Below are 15,502 nucleotides of genomic sequence, written 5' to 3' on the forward strand. Positions count from 1 at the left end.
CTTTCGAGCGGGGGTCCTTGTGGGTGTAGTCCTGCCGAGCGAGCTGGATGCGGCCCTGGACCTGATAGGCATCAGCTGGCCCAACGTCGACGAGGACGACTACCGCGACATGGCCCAGGCCATGCGGGAGTTCGCCGACAGCATCGATGACGGTGCGGCGGACGCGCACCAGGCGATCACGGATCTGATCGGGACGAACGAGGGCCTGGCGATCCAGGCTCTGGAGAAGCACTGGGACCTCGTCAAAGGCACCCATCTGACCAACCTCGCCGAGGCAGGACGAGTGGCGGGGACCGCGCTGGACGCCGTCGCCGTACTGATCGAGGGCGCAAAGATCGCGGCGATCGCCCAACTCGGCATCCTCGCCGCCGAGATAGTGGCCGCCATCGCGGCCGCCCCGGTCACTCTGGGCCTGTCGACACTGGGCGGCATCGCTGGTACGCAGGCCACCCGGATCGCGGTGAAACGCATCTTCCAGGAGGTGTGCGAGGAGATCGCCTCGCGGATCATCGAGGTCGCGACGGGACCGATATTCCAGGCCCTCGGCGCGATGGCCGGTGACCTGGTGGTGCAGTTGGGCGGAAACGCCCTGGGGACGCAGAACGGCGTCGACCTCGGCCAGACCGCGAAGGCGGGCCGGGAAGGCCTGGACGAGGGCGTCGACAGCCTCAAGTCGGGCGGGGGCATGCAGCTGGCCAGCGCCGACGGCGGCGTGGGCGGGTCGATGCAACTGGCCGGTGCGGACGGCGGCACAGGCTCCGGCGGCTCCGGGTCGGGCGCGGGCGCGGGCGGCGGCCAGTTCAGCATGGACCCCGAGGCCTACGAGCGGGCCGGCGGCAAGCTCAAGGGCGCCGGCGACAAGATCCGTGACGGTGCGGGCGGCAAGCTGTCCCGCGCGAAGTCCTCGCACGGCCGCGCCCGCGGCAAGGACCCGCTCACCAGCGCTCTCGACCCCATGCTGGACGAGGTCGTGGAGGGCATCGGCCGGGGCGTCAAGCGCTCCGCCGACCATCTCGGCGAGAGCATGACCGACGGCCTGCGCAAGATGGCCAAGAACCACCGGGACAACGACGACGACGTCGCGACCAAGCTCCAGGGCATCAGCAAGCAACACGTCTACCACGTGGACGACCAGGGGAAGGTCACCCGGCTCACCTCCTCGGGCCACCAGGATCTGACCGACAAGGACCGGGAGCGTCTCACCCCGCTGAATCTCCAGAGCGACGACAACGTGGGGCGGCGGGTCGCGGCCGACTACCGGCTTCCCGACGCGGCGGACCGGAAGAGGAAGTCGTCGGAGCAGGTCGCCTTCGGAAGCACCGATCTGTCGCAGGCCACACGTATGGCACGTGATGCGAACAAGGATTACGGCCAGACACGAAAAGGAAAGTTCTCGAGTCGGAACTACGCTGCGGCGCGGTACGGCGAGCCGGGTGCGGAAAACGAGTTCATACTCGTCGGCCGCAGCAAGTGGCCCTCCTCCCACTCGGAACGTCAGGTCGGTATCCCATTCCTCAACAACGGCACCGAGAAAGGAATGACAGAGCTCTACACGGAGCGTGAGCCATGCACTACAGGCCCTGGCGCCAAGGACTGCAGTGCCTGGATATCGGAGCACCTGCCGGATGGCGTGAAGGTTTCGCACACCGTGGAGTACGGCCACACGGCGGAATCAAAACAAAAAGGCAACGACGAAATGGAGCGATACCTCGCCGGTATCAATCCGAAAAAGAAGTAGAAATTGACCCGGGGTGGCAGCTCCCGATAAAATGCCCTGCCCAGCAGCAGTGATGGTGAAATAACCGACAGGACAGAAAATGCCCCAGCTTGTCGACCGCGCGATGATGGAGTCGGTCTTCCCCCCCGAGCGGCTTGTGACGCTGGAAGCGGGAAAGCTGCCCGCGGAACTTCACGAGTCGGCCCGCTCGGTTCTGACCGGAGTCGGCCTTCCGGACGACCGGAGTTCCTTCTTCGTGATCGACGGAGCCCTCTTCGAGGGGGAGACCCCCAACAGGTTTCGCCGTTGCGCGGAACTCCGCTACTTCTCCGACTACAAGGACATGCCGGAAGGCTGGGAGAACTGGCTCGTCATCGGGGAGATCTTCGAGGACGTCGTGGTCCTGGACCCCGTGTCCGGGACGGTGCACTGCCTGCCGGACGGCGAGCCGGGTACCTACCCGATCAACCAGAGCCTCGACTCATTCGTCTACTTCACCTATCTGCTGGAGCTCGAACGTCCCAACTACGACTTCACCGTGTCGGACGAGATCCCCGATTCGGAGGGCGTCGCGGTGTCGCTGCGGGAGCGGATGATCCGCGCCGATCCACTTCCGTTCGAGGGTGTGGAGCCCGCCTGGTCGGAGGAGTTCGACTGGGAGTCCGAGAACGCCCCGCGCATGCCCGCGTGGGATGTCGTTCTCTCGAACGTGTACGAGTCCATCGGCTAGACCGAGTCCGTCGGCCACCCCGAGGCACGAGACAGGCAGATCACCGGATGACACCCCCCATCGACCGGGAAGCCCTGGAGACCGAGTTCGGTCCGGATGAACTCATCACGTTTCCCGAGGCCGTGGTGGCGAACGTTCAGCACGGGCCGAGTGCACGGTTCCTGCGCGATGTCGGCCTTCCGTCCCGCCCCAATCCCTGGTTCGACCTCGTGGACGGGAGTCCGGAACAGACCAGGACGCTCGGCGCCTGCTACCCCGACCTCCGCGAGCGGTGGACCAATCTGCCCGAGGGCGCCGAGAGTTGGCTCCTGCTCGGCTCGGTCCCCTACGACGACATCGCCCTGGACGGGGTCACCGGGGTCGTCCAGTGCCTGCCGGGTGACACGTCCGACAGCCGTCCGCTGAACAAGGACCTCAACTCCTTCGCGCACTTTCTCCACCTGCTGGAGGAGGAACGCCCGAACTACGACTTCGCGTCGGAACAGGAGACCCTCGACCCCGAGGGAGCGGCCCGCCGGCTGACCGAGCGGATGCGGGAGATCGATCCGGAGGCCCTGGCGGTGACCCGATCGCGCTGGCACGACATCCTGGAGTACGTCGAATTCCCCGAAGCACGATAAGGCGGAGCCCTCCATGACTGTCCCCGACAACGGCGTCCGGCACTTCCGGCAGGAGGCGACCGGTGACGTCCTCGACGCGCCCGCGAGCGTGCGCCGGCTGGCGGAGGTCGTGGTTCCCCTCCAGGTCGGGCCGTACTTCGTCACCGCTCCCGACGATGCCGTACAACTGGGGGAGTACGCCGAGGCAGTGGGTCGGCAGATCATGGCGGAGTCCTGCCGGGACTGGGCGCGGCTCGGCTCGGACAGCGGCTTCGAGATCTGCGCGGACCCCGAGGGTGTCGTACGGGCCGTACTCCTCGACTGGGCAGAAGAGTCGAGGTTCGTCAACTCCAGCCCAGAGGCGTTCGCCGAGTCGCTCGTGCTGCTGGACCGGGCCCTCTCCGAGATCCTCGGAACTCAGGAGCCGCAGGAGGCCGCCGCCGTGTTCGCGCAGCTGGGGCAGCGGCTGCGGACCCGCGATCCGCAGGCCTTCGCGGGACGCGAGAACTGGTGGCCGCTCGTCCTCGACGACATCCGGGACACGGCGAGCGCGGAGTGGTTCACCGCGTTCGAGATCGTCGACGGCCAGGGCGAGAAGCAGATCGTCACGCAGGCCGGCGGAATCGGTGTCCACCCGGAGGAGCGACTCTGGTCCCGGCTGCGGGCCGCGGGTGTCGAGCCCGAGCAAGTGCTGCGGATCCACACCGAGTTGGAGGCGTGCTTCATGCCGGGGCACTACTGCTCGCTGTGGCTCGGACAGGTCTTCCCCGACGCCCAGCTGACACACAACTTCCCCTACGGCGAGACGGCCGAGTCCCGTGCCGAGGGCATCCGGCTGCTGAGCGAGGCCGCCGAGCAACAGCAGTCGTAGAGCAGCAGCCGTCGTGGAGCCGTCGAGCAGCAGCCGTCGTGGAGCAGCCGTCGTGGAGCCGTCGCAGGACGCGGGAGCACAACCGATGAGGGGAAGCAGTACGCCATGACCGCCGGTACGACCACACCGGACATCGCCTCCTGGCCGCCACTGGACGACCAGGAGCGGGCCGCCGGGCGGCAGTTGCTCGACTGGGCGGGCGACGCCGGCGGGGCCGGGCGCCGACTGTGTCTGGTGCGCGGTCCCGCGGGCAGCGGCAAGAGCCGGCTGCTCGCCTGGTTCCTGGCCGGGTCGGCCGGCCACCCCGCGACCACCGTCCACGCCACTGTCCTGGCCGAGGGGCTGACAGCCGAGTCCTTCGCGTGGGCGGCGGGGCGCCAGCTCGGCTACGGCCCGCTCGCCCCGGCACGGCTGCTGGACCGGATGAGCCGGGACGAGCGACCCGTCCTGCTGCTCGTCCCGGATCTGCACCGGGCCGGGGCGGGCCCCGTGGATCTGCCCGCGGCGGCACCGGCGACCCTGGTCGCCGAGCTGCTGGAGCCCCTGCTGTCCCTCCCCCATGTGCGCGCGGTCGTGGAGGTCGGCGAATCCGGTCTGCTGCCCGCGGAAGCCGCCGAGATCATCGACGTGGGCGGCGGCGCCACCGCACGCCCCGACACCGACCGGCAGTCGTTCGCGGACCTCGTCGCGACGGTCCCGCACACCGTCGACGACCGACCGGACTGGGCCCTGGCACCCACCTCGGTCCTCCGGCACATCCTCGACGCCGCGCTGTGTGCCGACGACCAAGGAGCCGCCGTGCGCGGCCTGTTGTGTGATCCGGGATTCCTGGTGCACGGCTCGGTGCCCGCCCTCACCGCCGTCCTCGCCGACGAACGAATCCCCGTACCTGGGCAGTTACGCCGGGTGTGGCAGCGTGCCGCGTCCAAGCTGACGGCCCAGGACGACGACAGCACCGGCCGCGCCGCCGTGCTGCATGCCGCAGCCGTGGACACCGACCCGTCCCTGACCGAGTTCCTGCGTCCCCTCGCCCACCGGCACTGGTGGTCCGCCGTGTGGGCGCGACCCGACCTCCCGGTGACCGCGCTGGCGCTTCTGCCGGGTGCCGGGCGCGGACTCCTGGCGGCCGACGTGAGAGGGCGGCTCAGGACGTACGACGTGGACACGGGCGCCCAGACCGGCGTGCACCCCGCCTCCGGCGCGGCCTTCGTGCGGCCCGCCTCCGTCGCCCCGCGCGACGCCCGCTCGACGCTGCTGCTCGACGACCGGGCCGACGCGCTGCTGCCGTGGGCGCCGGAGGACGACCCGACCACCGCCTTCGCCCTGGAGCGCATCGCCGAGCACCACGGTTCGGCCGCGCTCGCCGGGGAGGACTCACTGGTCACCGCGCTCGGCAGCGGCGGCACCCGGATCCCGTACGTGGTCGTCGGCGACCGGGGCGGCACGGTGCACGTGTGGTCCCTGGGCGAGTACCAGGACGTCCCGCGCTCCTGCCGAGTGCACGAACAGCCGGTCACGGCCGTCACCTGCGTCGACACCGCCGACGGTCTGACGCTCACCTTCAGCGCCGGGGCGGACGGCTCGGTGCGGCTGTGGGAGACCTCGGCCGAGCCGATGCCGGTACCGGTGCAGCAGCGCCGGTACCGGGTCACCGCGCTCGCCGCCGCCGACACCTCCGCCGGTGCGGTGCTCGCCGTGGCCTGGAGCGACGGCGAACTGCATCTGTGGCACGTGTTCTCCGGCAGGGTTCGCGTGCTGCCCTGGCTGCGCGACTGCGACGCCCTCGCGCTGACCCCCGAGGGCCTGCTGGTCATCGGGGACACCGAGGGGCTGTGTGCCGTACGGCTGCGGCTGGACGCGCTCTGGGAGCTTTGAGAGCTCTGGGAATTGCGGGTGAGCTGAGGCCTCAGGGACGCCCTATCCGAAAGGGCTCGCCGCGACGGGGGCGGCCTTCGGGAGCGGGTCCGGCCTCGGGGCCGTGAAGGAGATCCCGGCGGCCACCAGCGTGGCCAGTTCCAGGAACTCCTCCTCCGCCTCGAAGACCTCGGTGGACAGGGAGACCACCACCGCCTGCGGGACCCGTGGGAAGGCGAGGTGGAACGTGGCGGTGCGGACGGCCGAGGTGCTCTCCCCCTCGACGCCGAACAGCGCCCCGGGGACCGTGACGGCCTGGTCCGCCACCACGACCGCGGCGAGTCCGGCCGGCAGCGGGACGACCCCCTTGTGTGTGCCCGGCTGGTCCGGGTGGGCGCGCAACGCGCTGTGCGGGTAGAGGTGGGGGTCCCCGGCGGGGCGGTCGGTCACGGAGATCTGGCAGATCCCCGTGAGGAGCAGGTCGTCGTCCGTGCGCAGCACGAAGGAGCTGAAGTGGACCAGGCCGTCCGCGACCAGTCTGCCCAGTGCGGCCTCGAAACCGAGGGCGCTCGCGACCAGTTGCCCGGTCGTCGCGTCGGGGCAGAGCTCGGCGAGCGCGGTGTAGTGGGCTTCCAGGCGCTCTTCGGGATCGGCGGAGAGCTCGACCGGTCGGAAGCCCTCCGGCAGCGTGTACCAGAGCGGCAGCGGCAGACCGGTGCCTGCGGTCTCCGACGGCCGGGCCGTCACAGGGCCCTGGCCACGGCGAAGATCTTCTGGAGGGGTTCGACGGCGAGTCCGCCCGCCATGACGCCGTCGCCCGCGACGGTCGCGTTCGTTGCGGGTGTCGCCCACCTGTCGGTGTAATCGGGGTCGAGGGTGATGGCGGTGGGCAGGGCGAGGGCTCCGGTCGCCACGGCCTGTGTGACGTCCGCGGCCATCGCGCCGGCGGCGGACGAGGAGCCGAGCTTCGCGGCGGCCCATTCGACGGGCCTGGCGATGAGCGGGTTGGACGGATCCGCGGCCTTCGCCGCCCAGTTGAAGGCCTCGCCGCCGTCTTTCACCGCCCGCGAGACGGTCGCGCCGGTGCGGGCGAGCGTCTCGGCGCCCCGTGCCGCCTCGAAGGCGGTCCTGCCTCCCTCGATCGCCGCCTTCGTACCGTCGATGGCCGGGCCCACACCCGGCACGGCGCCGAGCAGGTCACCGCCGAGAGTGGCCCACTCGCTGAGGTTCTTCGACGTCGGCGGCCACATGTCCTTGCCGCTCCGGACGTACTGGTAGGTGTGCTGGGCCGCCGCGGCCAGGCTGAGGCCGATGGCGATGGGCGCGAGGACGGGGCAGAAGATCGCGGCGATGCCGACCACCGTGGCGGCGACGGTCAGCAGGTCACCGCCGTGCTCGTTCCACCAGTCCTTGAACTTCTCCCAGGCTCCGCCCTCGGGGGCGTACTCGCTCGCGTACGTGCGGATCGCGTCGGCGTGCTCCTGGGCTCGTTCGCCGTGCCGGCTCTCCAGCCTTTTGGCGTCGTCGATCAGGTCCTGGAGGCGGCCGCGAGCGCCGTCCAGGGTCTTGCCCGCGTTCTCCAGCCGACTGTTGGCGTTGTCCAACCGGGCCTGGGCCTCGGCCAGTTGAGCCCTGTCGGTGAACATCTGCCCGGCCAGCCGCAGATCCGGGTCGGAGCGGGCGGTCTCGTAGTCCCGCTCTGCCCGGTCGGCGTTCCCGCGCGCCTCCTCGGCGTCCGCCTCGTAGTGGCCGGCCCTGACCTTCAGGTCGTGCAGGGTGTCGCTCCACTTGGCGATCTCGCCGCCCGCGGCCCTGAGGGAGTCGTGGGCGCGCTTGAGGTAGTCGGGGAGGTCCGTCACCTTCTCGGTGAACGCCTTCGCCGCCTCTCCGGACCACCAGGCGCTCTCCTTGGAGAGGGAGTCCAGCAACTCGTAGGTGGTTTGCAGGGTTTCGGCGGTGTGCAGCAGATTGGTGGAGAGGTTGGTCGCCAGGTGGGGGTGGCCGGGGGTGGGGTTCCAGCCGAGGCCGCTCCAGTCGTCGCTCACTTCGCCACCCCGCCGGCATGGGCGTTGGCATGGGCGCCGGCGGAGGCTCCGGCTTGGGCACCGGTGTGCCGGAACGCCCCCTGGATCTCCTGCTCGGTCTGCTCGTAGGCCCTGATGATGGCGGGAAGCGCGTCGTTGAGGACCTTGATGCGTTCCTGCGTCTTGCCGAGCCCGAACTCCCAGCCGTCCTCGAAGTCCTCGCATGCCTTGTCGAGCACACGCTTGCCGAGGTCCTTCGGCCCGGTGTCCTTCATCCGGCGCATCGCCTCGTCGAGTTGGGCCTGGCTGTCCTCGAGCTTCTTCTTCAGCTTGCGCAGTTCGTCGAGACTGACCCTGAAATCGGCCATGTTCCTTCCCCCGTGTTCCGGTCCTGCGCGTCAGTCGGAGACCCGGCGCAGGAAAAGCCACATTCCCTTGGTGCCGTGGGTCTGCCGGGTGAATCCCTCTTCCCCGGCGATGGTCTCGGCCTCTCCGGCCGAGATCCCGGGATAGCGGGCGGGATTGACCCGGATGTGCCCGCGCACGTTCGGGGCGCCGTCGCGGATCTCCCCACGCAGCTCTTCGCGGAGCTGCCCGGGCGGGACCTGCCTGCGCCGACGCCGGGAGCCGAAGGCCATGAGGAGGTTCACGAGCACCAGTGCGGCCACGCCGACGCCGATCCACCCGAGGGTGACCGGGTTGGCGACGCCGCCGGGCGGGGCCGCGAGCGGAACACCGGCCATGTGCATCGCGGGAGAACCTCCGGGTGACGACGGCAGAGGGCCCGCACCCTAGCGATCCCTGGTAAGGATTCGGCCAGACGGAGGGCCGCCGACTGTCGCGTCCACACGTCTGTTCTGTGACCGTAACGGCGCTGTTGTACCCGCGGAGGCCATGGTTCCCTCACGGTCGTTCACACCATCACCCCAACCGGCCCACAGCTCCCCCGTCGGTCTTTTCCGTATGGATCACCATCTTTTTCCGCCCGGATGAGGCAGACGGCGAGCAGGGGCACCAGTCGGAAACCGACGGCCTTGTAGGGTGTCATGAGCATTTCGGGGGAGCTTTTGATCACTTGAGCGCCATGTTCCATTTCGCTGTGGGCTCCCACGCATCATCGAGACTCACGGGGAGTGGGAGTTCATGTCGTACCCTCCGCCGGCCGGAGGGCCGGGCGGCGCGTATCCGCAGGGACAGGGAGGCTGGGCACCGCCTCCGCAGCCACCGTCTCCGCAACAGCCGCAACAGCCGCCGCAGCAGCCCCAGTCGCAGCCGGGTGGCGTGCCTTATCCGCCCCAGGCCGCGCCGGGTCCCTACGGTTATCCACCGCAGGCCGCGCCGGGTCCCCACGGCTATCCGCCCCAGGCCGCGCCGGGTCCCTACGGCTATCCCCCGCAACCGCCCGCCACGGCGCCGGGTTGGCCCACGGCACCCCACGCGCCGTATCCGCAACAGCAGCCTCCCGGCGGAGGCGGAGCCGGGGGTGGTGGCAGGGGCGGCGATGGCAAGGGCGGCGATGGTGCCGGGAGCGGCCTGAAGAAGGCCGTCATCGGTGTCGTCGTCCTGGCCGTGCTCGCCGTGCTCGGAACAGCCGGTCTCGCCGTCTACCAGGCTCTCGGCGGCGGCGCGTTGCCCACCGCGGGCGGCGATGCGCAGGGCGAGCAACTGCTCAGCCCGGACGACATCGAGGAGCTGCTCGACGGCCGTAGCCAGGCGCTGCGGAGCGGTGACGAGGACACGTATCTCGCGCCCTTCGCGGGCGAGGCCAAGGACACGCAGAAGAACCTCTTCGAGAACCTGCGCAAGATCCCCTTCACCCAGGCCGAGTACTCCGTCCTCAAGACGACCGGATCGACCACGGACGAGTACGGCGACGGCGCCACGGTCGCCCTCGACGTCGCCTTCGTCCACAAGATCCAGGACGTGGACGTCCGGCCGGTGTCCGAGTGGTACCGGTGGATCATCAAGCGGGAGTCGAAGGACGCCGAGCCGCGGATCACCAAGGTGGGCCCCTCGCCAGGCGCCTACGGCTCCAAGGGCTATGTGTTCTACCCGGCTCCCTGGGACCTCTACGAGGACATGCACGTCGTCAAGAAGGCCCACACGCTCACGATCTCGGACAAGAAGCACGCCGCCGACACGGACCGCTACGCGCCGTACATCGAGAAGGCGGCGGCCGACGACATCGAGCTGTGGAAGGCGAACGGTCCCGAGGACACCGAGACGCCGACGGGATTCGTCACGGTCCTCGAACCGAACCGCAAGACCTACTCATCCCTGTACGGCTCGCCGTACGTCGACTGGGAGGCCGGCCAGAGCGTGGCGATGCCCACCTTCGACGCCGGTTTCGGCGGGGACCGGAAGGACCTCGAATACGGCGGCGCCCGGGTCAAGATGGACACGTCCGGCAGCCGTTTCACCAACGCGACGTACTGGCCCAAGCTCGTGCAGGAGATCTCCCACCACGAGTTCGCCCACGCCATCGTCCAGCCGCTGGAGGCCACCGGCACCTTCGTCACCGAGACCAACGCCCGCTGGTGGGTGGTGGAGGGCTTCGCCGACTTCGTGGCGTTCCGCTTCGACACCGAGCTCGGCGCGTGGAGCGTCCGCAACGACGTCACCGGCAAGAAGTTCAGCGGCACGCTGCCCACGTCGGCCGGGAGCGGGGGCGAGGTGAGCACGAACTACACGGTCAGTTACCTGGCCATCCGGTTCATCGCCGAGAAGAGCGGAGCCTCCGCGGCGCTCCGGTTCGTCGCCGACCACTACCGCGATCCCAAACAGCTCGACCAGCAGTTGCGCGACGCCACGGGCATGGGAGAGAACCAGTTCCAGGCCGCCTGGGCGAGTTATGTGAGGAGCCACAGCTGATGAGCACAGACGGCACGCAGGGATCCGACGGGGCGCACGGGGGCGCGCAGGGCGGGGCGTACAGGGATTCGTACGGGGGTGCGTACGGGGGTGCTTACGGCGGTGCGCAGGGAGGACAGCCTCCTCCGCCCGTGCCCCCGCCGGGATACGGCCACCCGCAACAGCCTCCGGTGCCACCGCAGGGAGCCCCGCCGCAGGGTCCCCCACCGCAGCAGTACGGCTATGGGTACGGGTACGGGTCTCCGCAGCAGGCCCCTCCGCCGGCCCCGCCCGGGTACGGGCCCCCGCAGGCACCTCCCCCCGGACCCGCGCAGGGCTACGGCTACCCGCAGCAGCAGCCGTTGCAGCCGCAGCAGCAGCCGTACGGGTATCCCGGCCCCGTCGGTCCTGTCGGCGCGCCGCAGCCGGGGAGCACGCGCAAGAAGCCGGTCGGGATGATCGTGCTGCTCGTCATGGCCGTGCTCGTGCTGAGCGGGGCCGGGTTCGGGGCCTGGTACATGTTCATCGGGTCGCCGAGCAACAACGTGCTGTGGAGCGTGGAGGCCACCGACCAGAACGCCGACGAGCCCGGCGCGGCACCCCCGGCGAACACCCGGGGCACCTGGTTCACCGACAAGGCGGTGGTCCAGACCCTGTCCAACGGTGTGAAGGCGTACGACCTCGACACCGGCAAGCAGCTCTGGGCCACGGCGCTGCCCGGCGACAGCAACGAGGCGTGCGTCGCACCCGAGAACTCCTCCGGCGACATCGGGATCGTCGCCTACGGCGAGGGGAAGGCCTGCGATCACGTGGTGGCCTACGACCTCCGCACCGGCGAGCAGCTCTGGGACAAGGACCTCAAGCCCGGTGACACGACGTCGAAGGACCAGGTGTCGGTCGCGCGGGCCGGTGATGTCGTGGTCATCAACGCAGCGAAGGTGACGCTGGCCCTGAAGGCGGCCGACGGTACGAAGGCCTGGGATCCGAAGAAGTTCGCGACGGAGGACTGCCCCAGCGGCGAGTTCACCGGCGGCAAGGCGCTGATCCGGGTCCGCGGCTGCCAGGTCAACGACTTCGACGCCCCCGACTGGGGCCGGAACTGGGACGAGGTCTCACTGATCGACCCGGCCACCGGGCAGGCCCGCTGGACCTACCACCACAAGGTTCCGAAGGACAGTTTCGGCGAGCTCGACGGCGGTGACGTCATCTCGACCTCCCCGGTCGTCCTGATCAGGCACGGTGACGACGGGGACGCCCTGTTCTCCCTCGACGACGAGACGGGGAAGGTCCGCAGCCAGTTCTCCCCCGCGACACCGGCCGAGTACGTCAGGACCGACGACTCGCGGGGCGGCCCCTGGTCGGAGGCGGGTGTCTTCGGCGACACGTTCGTGATCGGTGCGACCGGCGAGAAGAGCAAGGAACTGCTGGCCGCCTACGACCTCGACAGCGGCAAGCAGTTGTGGAAGACGGAGGCGGTCGAGTTCAGGGCCTTCTATCCGCTGCCCGCGGCCGGAAGCGACCGGATCCTGGCCTACAGGGAGAACAACGACAACGACGAGGGGTCCGAGCTGGTGGAGCTGGGCGCGAAGGACGGTGCCGTCAAGACCGTCGTCGAGTACCCGGCCGACGTCCACAAGGGCATGTCCATCTTCGCCAGGCCCTACTGGCACGACAACCGGCTCTACGTCTCCGAGGCGAACCCGTCCGTCATCTACGGGGACACCCCGTACACCCTGGTGGCCCTCCCTACCACCGACTGAGGCGGGGGCTGCCGCCCCGCACGAAGGCTCCCTCCGCCGATTCCTGACGAAGGGAGCCTTCCGTCGGGTCCGTGGACACTGCGGCACCACCAGGGCGCTCTTCACAGTGCCTGCTGTAGCCACACGCGTCACCGGCGACCTTGCAGCTGCTGAGTCTGAGTCGCCGCCTCGGGGCCCATCCTCGCCATCGCCTGCAGAGTGAAGCCGACACCCGGAGCGAGCACGCCTGCCGCGGCGGTCCACCACCTCCAGGCACCGTTGTCCGGGACAAGCAGCAGGGTGGCGAGGCAGCCGAACGCCACCGCGAACCCCGCGACTGCCGGCAAGGACGCGGTCACCAGCCAGCCCGCTCCGGGATCCAGCAACCGGACCCGCCGTTCGGGGTCCGGTCGTGCGGGCTCGGTGAGTTCTTCCGCCACGACCTGCTCGGCCACCCGGACCGGGACCTTGCCCGGCAACTGCCAGCCGTCGTCGCCCACCAACTCGGCGAGGACGTCACGGCCTCGGCGCTGACGGGGATGCCACAGCAGCTGGCCCTGCACGCCGAACAGAACTTCTCCGGCTGCTTCGATTCCCATCTGGGAGTGGAAAGGGATCTTTCTGCCACGGCACTCCAGCACCAGGCACTGCAACCGGCGGGTGTTCTCCTTGCGCTTCTTCTCGTCGGCTGCCTCGGGGCTTCCGGGCAAGGGCGCTTCGGTGTGCTGTTCGGCGCCGGTGACGGTGACTCGTAGAGTGCGCCAGTCAGGGGTGACCGTGCGGGCGGGGCGCCGGATGCTGTCGGTCAGACACCAGCCCATGGTCGCGGCGAGGGTCGCCAGTAGCCAAAAGGAGCCGATGACCAACACGCTCCCGAACTCCACGGCGCGCCCGTCGAGTTGGCGTTCCACCTCGGCGAGCCGATCGTCGCCGACGGCACCGAGTTCGGGCCGCCCCGGTACGGACGCCACGTACAGCTCGCTGCCGATCCCCTGGCGCCGGTTGGTGTCTGCCCGGAAGGTCACGGGCACGCCGGCCCCACCGGCCGACGAGGGAAGGAGGACGGTGTAGTCGGCCGTGGCGGAGGACCGGTGGCTGCTGCCCGCCTCCTGGTTCTCGATCTTCACGATGGGGCGCTGCTCGATCACCGCGCCCTCCCGGGCCAGCACGGCACTCGTGCCTGTTCCTCGCGCGTCCGATGCGGCGAGCGTCACCCAGAGTGCCGTCAGCGTCAAGGAAGTGACCACAGCACCGCCGTAACGAATCGTCAGCCAGCGTGTGCCGCTCGTCCGCAGCGGCACGGTGTCCTCGCCGGATCCTCCCGGCGACACCGAGGCCGTCCGCACCGCCCATCCGTAGGTCTCACCGCGGGACCGATCGCCGTCGCGCAGCACCGCGACCGCCCAGATGACCAGGGATGCGGCGAGCAGAGACAGCGAGCACCACAGGACGGCCGTGCGCACCGGTGCGGCACCCAGGAACAGCCAGGTGGCGGTCATTGCCACGAGGGCGAGCGGGACGGCCGCGGTGACGAACCTCCCGCAGCGCGGATAGGCACGGACGTCGTTCACGGCCTTGTCCAAGGTCCACTTGCTGCTCATCCGAACGCTCCGTACCGCCGCGGGTCGGGCCGGTCCGGCAACGCTCTGGCGTCTCCCAGCGCTCCCCTTCGCGCGTCGTCGGCCGCGCCGGGTCGGTCCGCCTTCGCGTCCGCGTTGGGGTCGCCGTTGACCGCCGCGTCACCGTGCTTGGACAGGTTGCCGCCCGCACCGAGAGCGAAGCCGACGGGAACGTTGGTGGCCACATCACCCGTCAGGTTCCGAGCCGCCGAGAGAGTCCGCCCGTCCGTGGCCCGGTGAACGGCTGTGCTCCCCGCTCCACCGGCGAGTCCTCCGGCAACCGCTCCGAGCGCCGTCTGTGAGCCGTCGAACCGAGCTCCGTTCCACAGGTTGTTGGCGGCGTCACCGGCGACGGAGGAGAACGCGCCCAGCGTCACACCGTCGACGGTGTTGGCGACCGCACCTCCGCCGAGCTGCGCGGCCAACCGACCAGCGACGAACCTGCCACCGACGGCTCCCACAACGCCGTTGACCGCGTTGCCCTTGAAGTCGGCGTCATCGCCGGTGGCCAAGTTCGTCACGACACCGGAGCCGGTACCGGCAGCCCACTGGACACCCAACTCAACGCCCAGCCTCAGCCACTTGCTGTCCCTGACCGACGTACGCATGGTCTGGAACATCCGGGCGGCAGCCGCCAGCAACCGCCCCAACCTCCCGGCCGCCTCCACAGCCTGCGCCCCCAGACGCACCGCGTTCGCCGCCCCGGCCGCCGCCGAGAACCCGACCGTGACAAAGGAAAGAGCGACGGACGCGGCGATCGAGACGCCGATCTCGAGGTAGATCTGATGAATCTCGTCATTGATCTCCTCGATGTTGTCGGCCGCCTCCTCCAGCCCTTTCGCCGCCTGCTCGAACAGCGGCACGGTCTCCTCGACCGCTCGCCCGACCTTCTCCCAGTACTCGCGGAATGCCTCGGCGGACTCCCCCCGCCAATGCGCACCGAGAACGCCCCGCATCCTCCTGTCGAGCCCCCCGTACGCCTCCTCCAGCTCCTCCCCCATCGTGCGCCACCCCTTGGCCGCCGCACGCAGCACATCGGGACGACCACCGGGATTGACCACCTCGATCCCGGCTTCGTAGATCTCCTCGGCGACGCTCTCCCCGCTCACCTCTTCCCGCCCTTGAACAGCCCGGCGAGAGCGTCGTCCGCCGCTTCGGAGTTCTTCGCGTTGTCTCGGAGGGCCTGGCTCACGGCATCGAATTGCCGAGCCAGATTCCCCAATGCCTCACCCATCCCCGCGGCCAGGTCGACATAGGCCGACGTGACCTCTTCGGACTCCGTCAGGAACCCGAACCCGTCATGGATCTGCTCCGCCCCCGTCACCCGCTCGAACGCCCCGACCGCACTCGCCAGGTCATGGGCCCGCGTCTCGAACGCGCCAGCCAGCTTCGCCATTTCCTGCGGATCTAAAGAGAAGTCACCAGGCATGCGCCGCTCCCGTACACCATCACTCGACGACCTTTGACGTGCACTTCCGCAACCGCACACCGTCCGAAGA

The 15,502-nt window shown here is 69.7% G+C and carries 14 protein-coding genes; 7 read left to right on the forward strand and 7 right to left on the reverse strand.

All coding sequences use genetic code 11. The features are described from left to right. Nucleotides 1-19 precede the first annotated feature (19 nt). From ABZ098_RS22665 to ABZ098_RS22685, 5 genes are all read left to right on the forward strand, one after another. Nucleotides 20-1,738: a nucleic acid/nucleotide deaminase domain-containing protein gene (locus ABZ098_RS22665; protein WP_356593843.1), complete on the forward strand. Its 1,719-nt coding sequence runs from the start codon at nucleotides 20-22 to the stop codon at nucleotides 1,736-1,738. Nucleotides 1,739-1,817: 79 nt separating this feature from the next. Then, nucleotides 1,818-2,447: an SUKH-4 family immunity protein gene (locus ABZ098_RS22670; protein ID WP_356593845.1), complete on the forward strand. Its 630-nt coding sequence runs from the start codon at nucleotides 1,818-1,820 to the stop codon at nucleotides 2,445-2,447. Between the two features lie 47 nt (nucleotides 2,448-2,494). After that, entirely contained in the window at nucleotides 2,495-3,067 is a 573-nt protein-coding gene (locus ABZ098_RS22675) for an SUKH-4 family immunity protein (RefSeq protein ID WP_356593846.1), read from the forward strand. A gap of 13 nt (nucleotides 3,068-3,080) precedes the next feature. Next, complete coding sequence (locus ABZ098_RS22680; protein ID WP_356593847.1) at nucleotides 3,081-3,917, forward strand: nucleic acid/nucleotide deaminase domain-containing protein; 837 nt, start codon at nucleotides 3,081-3,083, stop codon at nucleotides 3,915-3,917. Between the two features lie 105 nt (nucleotides 3,918-4,022). Then, entirely contained in the window at nucleotides 4,023-5,792 is a 1,770-nt protein-coding gene (locus ABZ098_RS22685; protein WP_356593849.1) for an AAA family ATPase, read from the forward strand. A gap of 42 nt (nucleotides 5,793-5,834) precedes the next feature. Here ABZ098_RS22685 and ABZ098_RS22690 read toward each other — a convergent pair whose 3' ends face one another. From ABZ098_RS22690 to ABZ098_RS22705, 4 genes are read right to left on the reverse strand one after another with little or no spacing between them, the layout of a single operon-like run. Continuing rightward, the gene (locus tag ABZ098_RS22690) at nucleotides 5,835-6,518 is read right to left on the reverse strand and encodes a hypothetical protein (RefSeq protein ID WP_356593851.1); all 684 of its coding nucleotides are present in this window, start codon (nucleotides 6,516-6,518) and stop codon (nucleotides 5,835-5,837) included. Continuing rightward, the gene (locus ABZ098_RS22695; RefSeq protein ID WP_356593853.1) at nucleotides 6,515-7,816 is read right to left on the reverse strand and encodes a hypothetical protein; all 1,302 of its coding nucleotides are present in this window, start codon (nucleotides 7,814-7,816) and stop codon (nucleotides 6,515-6,517) included. The genes ABZ098_RS22690 and ABZ098_RS22695 overlap by 4 nt, the downstream gene beginning before the upstream one ends. Further along, nucleotides 7,813-8,163 carry a hypothetical protein gene (locus ABZ098_RS22700; RefSeq protein WP_356593855.1) on the reverse strand — a complete coding sequence of 117 codons (351 nt, stop codon included), beginning with the start codon at nucleotides 8,161-8,163 and terminating at the stop codon, nucleotides 7,813-7,815. The genes ABZ098_RS22695 and ABZ098_RS22700 overlap by 4 nt, the downstream gene beginning before the upstream one ends. 30 nt (nucleotides 8,164-8,193) lie before the next feature. After that, on the reverse strand, nucleotides 8,194-8,538 hold the full coding sequence (locus ABZ098_RS22705) for a hypothetical protein (RefSeq protein ID WP_356593857.1): 345 nt from the start codon (nucleotides 8,536-8,538) through the stop codon (nucleotides 8,194-8,196). A 538-nt stretch (nucleotides 8,539-9,076) separates the two neighbouring features. On the opposite strand from ABZ098_RS22705, the gene ABZ098_RS22710 reads away from it, so the two are divergent. Beyond that, nucleotides 9,077-10,666, forward strand: a complete 1,590-nt coding sequence (locus ABZ098_RS22710) for a hypothetical protein (RefSeq protein WP_356593859.1) — start codon at nucleotides 9,077-9,079, stop codon at nucleotides 10,664-10,666. A gap of 170 nt (nucleotides 10,667-10,836) precedes the next feature. Continuing rightward, nucleotides 10,837-12,405, forward strand: a complete 1,569-nt coding sequence (locus tag ABZ098_RS22715; protein WP_356593861.1) for a PQQ-binding-like beta-propeller repeat protein — start codon at nucleotides 10,837-10,839, stop codon at nucleotides 12,403-12,405. Nucleotides 12,406-12,533: 128 nt separating this feature from the next. On the opposite strand, the gene ABZ098_RS22720 is transcribed toward ABZ098_RS22715, so the two are convergent. The 3 genes from ABZ098_RS22720 to ABZ098_RS22730 are packed head-to-tail and all read right to left on the reverse strand — an operon-like array spanning nucleotide 12,534 to nucleotide 15,432. Further along, nucleotides 12,534-13,985 carry a hypothetical protein gene (locus tag ABZ098_RS22720; protein ID WP_356593863.1) on the reverse strand — a complete coding sequence of 484 codons (1,452 nt, stop codon included), beginning with the start codon at nucleotides 13,983-13,985 and terminating at the stop codon, nucleotides 12,534-12,536. Then, the gene (locus ABZ098_RS22725) at nucleotides 13,982-15,112 is read right to left on the reverse strand and encodes a WXG100 family type VII secretion target (protein ID WP_356593865.1); all 1,131 of its coding nucleotides are present in this window, start codon (nucleotides 15,110-15,112) and stop codon (nucleotides 13,982-13,984) included. Before ABZ098_RS22725 ends, ABZ098_RS22720 begins: the two co-directional genes overlap by 4 nt. Then, nucleotides 15,109-15,432, reverse strand: coding sequence for a hypothetical protein (locus ABZ098_RS22730; RefSeq protein ID WP_356593867.1), 324 nt, complete (start codon nucleotides 15,430-15,432; stop codon nucleotides 15,109-15,111). The genes ABZ098_RS22725 and ABZ098_RS22730 overlap by 4 nt, the downstream gene beginning before the upstream one ends. Nucleotides 15,433-15,502: the final 70 nt, after the last annotated feature.

The sequence above is a fragment of the Streptomyces sp. NPDC006335 genome, assembly GCF_040612795.1.
Classification (GTDB): Bacteria; Actinomycetota; Actinomycetes; order Streptomycetales; family Streptomycetaceae; genus Streptomyces.

What these genes read in the sequence shown, in the direction of transcription:
- ABZ098_RS22730 (WP_356593867.1), bottom strand. Translation starts at nt 15,432, where the DNA reads ATGCCTGGTGACTTCTCTTTAGATCCGCAGGAAATGGCGAAGCTGGCT.
- ABZ098_RS22670 (WP_356593845.1), top strand. Translation starts at nt 1,818, where the DNA reads ATGCCCCAGCTTGTCGACCGCGCGATGATGGAGTCGGTCTTCCCCCCC.
- ABZ098_RS22700 (WP_356593855.1), bottom strand. Translation starts at nt 8,163, where the DNA reads ATGGCCGATTTCAGGGTCAGTCTCGACGAACTGCGCAAGCTGAAGAAG.
- ABZ098_RS22675 (WP_356593846.1), top strand. Translation starts at nt 2,495, where the DNA reads ATGACACCCCCCATCGACCGGGAAGCCCTGGAGACCGAGTTCGGTCCG.
- ABZ098_RS22680 (WP_356593847.1), top strand. Translation starts at nt 3,081, where the DNA reads ATGACTGTCCCCGACAACGGCGTCCGGCACTTCCGGCAGGAGGCGACC.
- ABZ098_RS22705 (WP_356593857.1), bottom strand. Translation starts at nt 8,538, where the DNA reads ATGGCCGGTGTTCCGCTCGCGGCCCCGCCCGGCGGCGTCGCCAACCCG.
- ABZ098_RS22685 (WP_356593849.1), top strand. Translation starts at nt 4,023, where the DNA reads ATGACCGCCGGTACGACCACACCGGACATCGCCTCCTGGCCGCCACTG.
- ABZ098_RS22720 (WP_356593863.1), bottom strand. Translation starts at nt 13,985, where the DNA reads ATGAGCAGCAAGTGGACCTTGGACAAGGCCGTGAACGACGTCCGTGCC.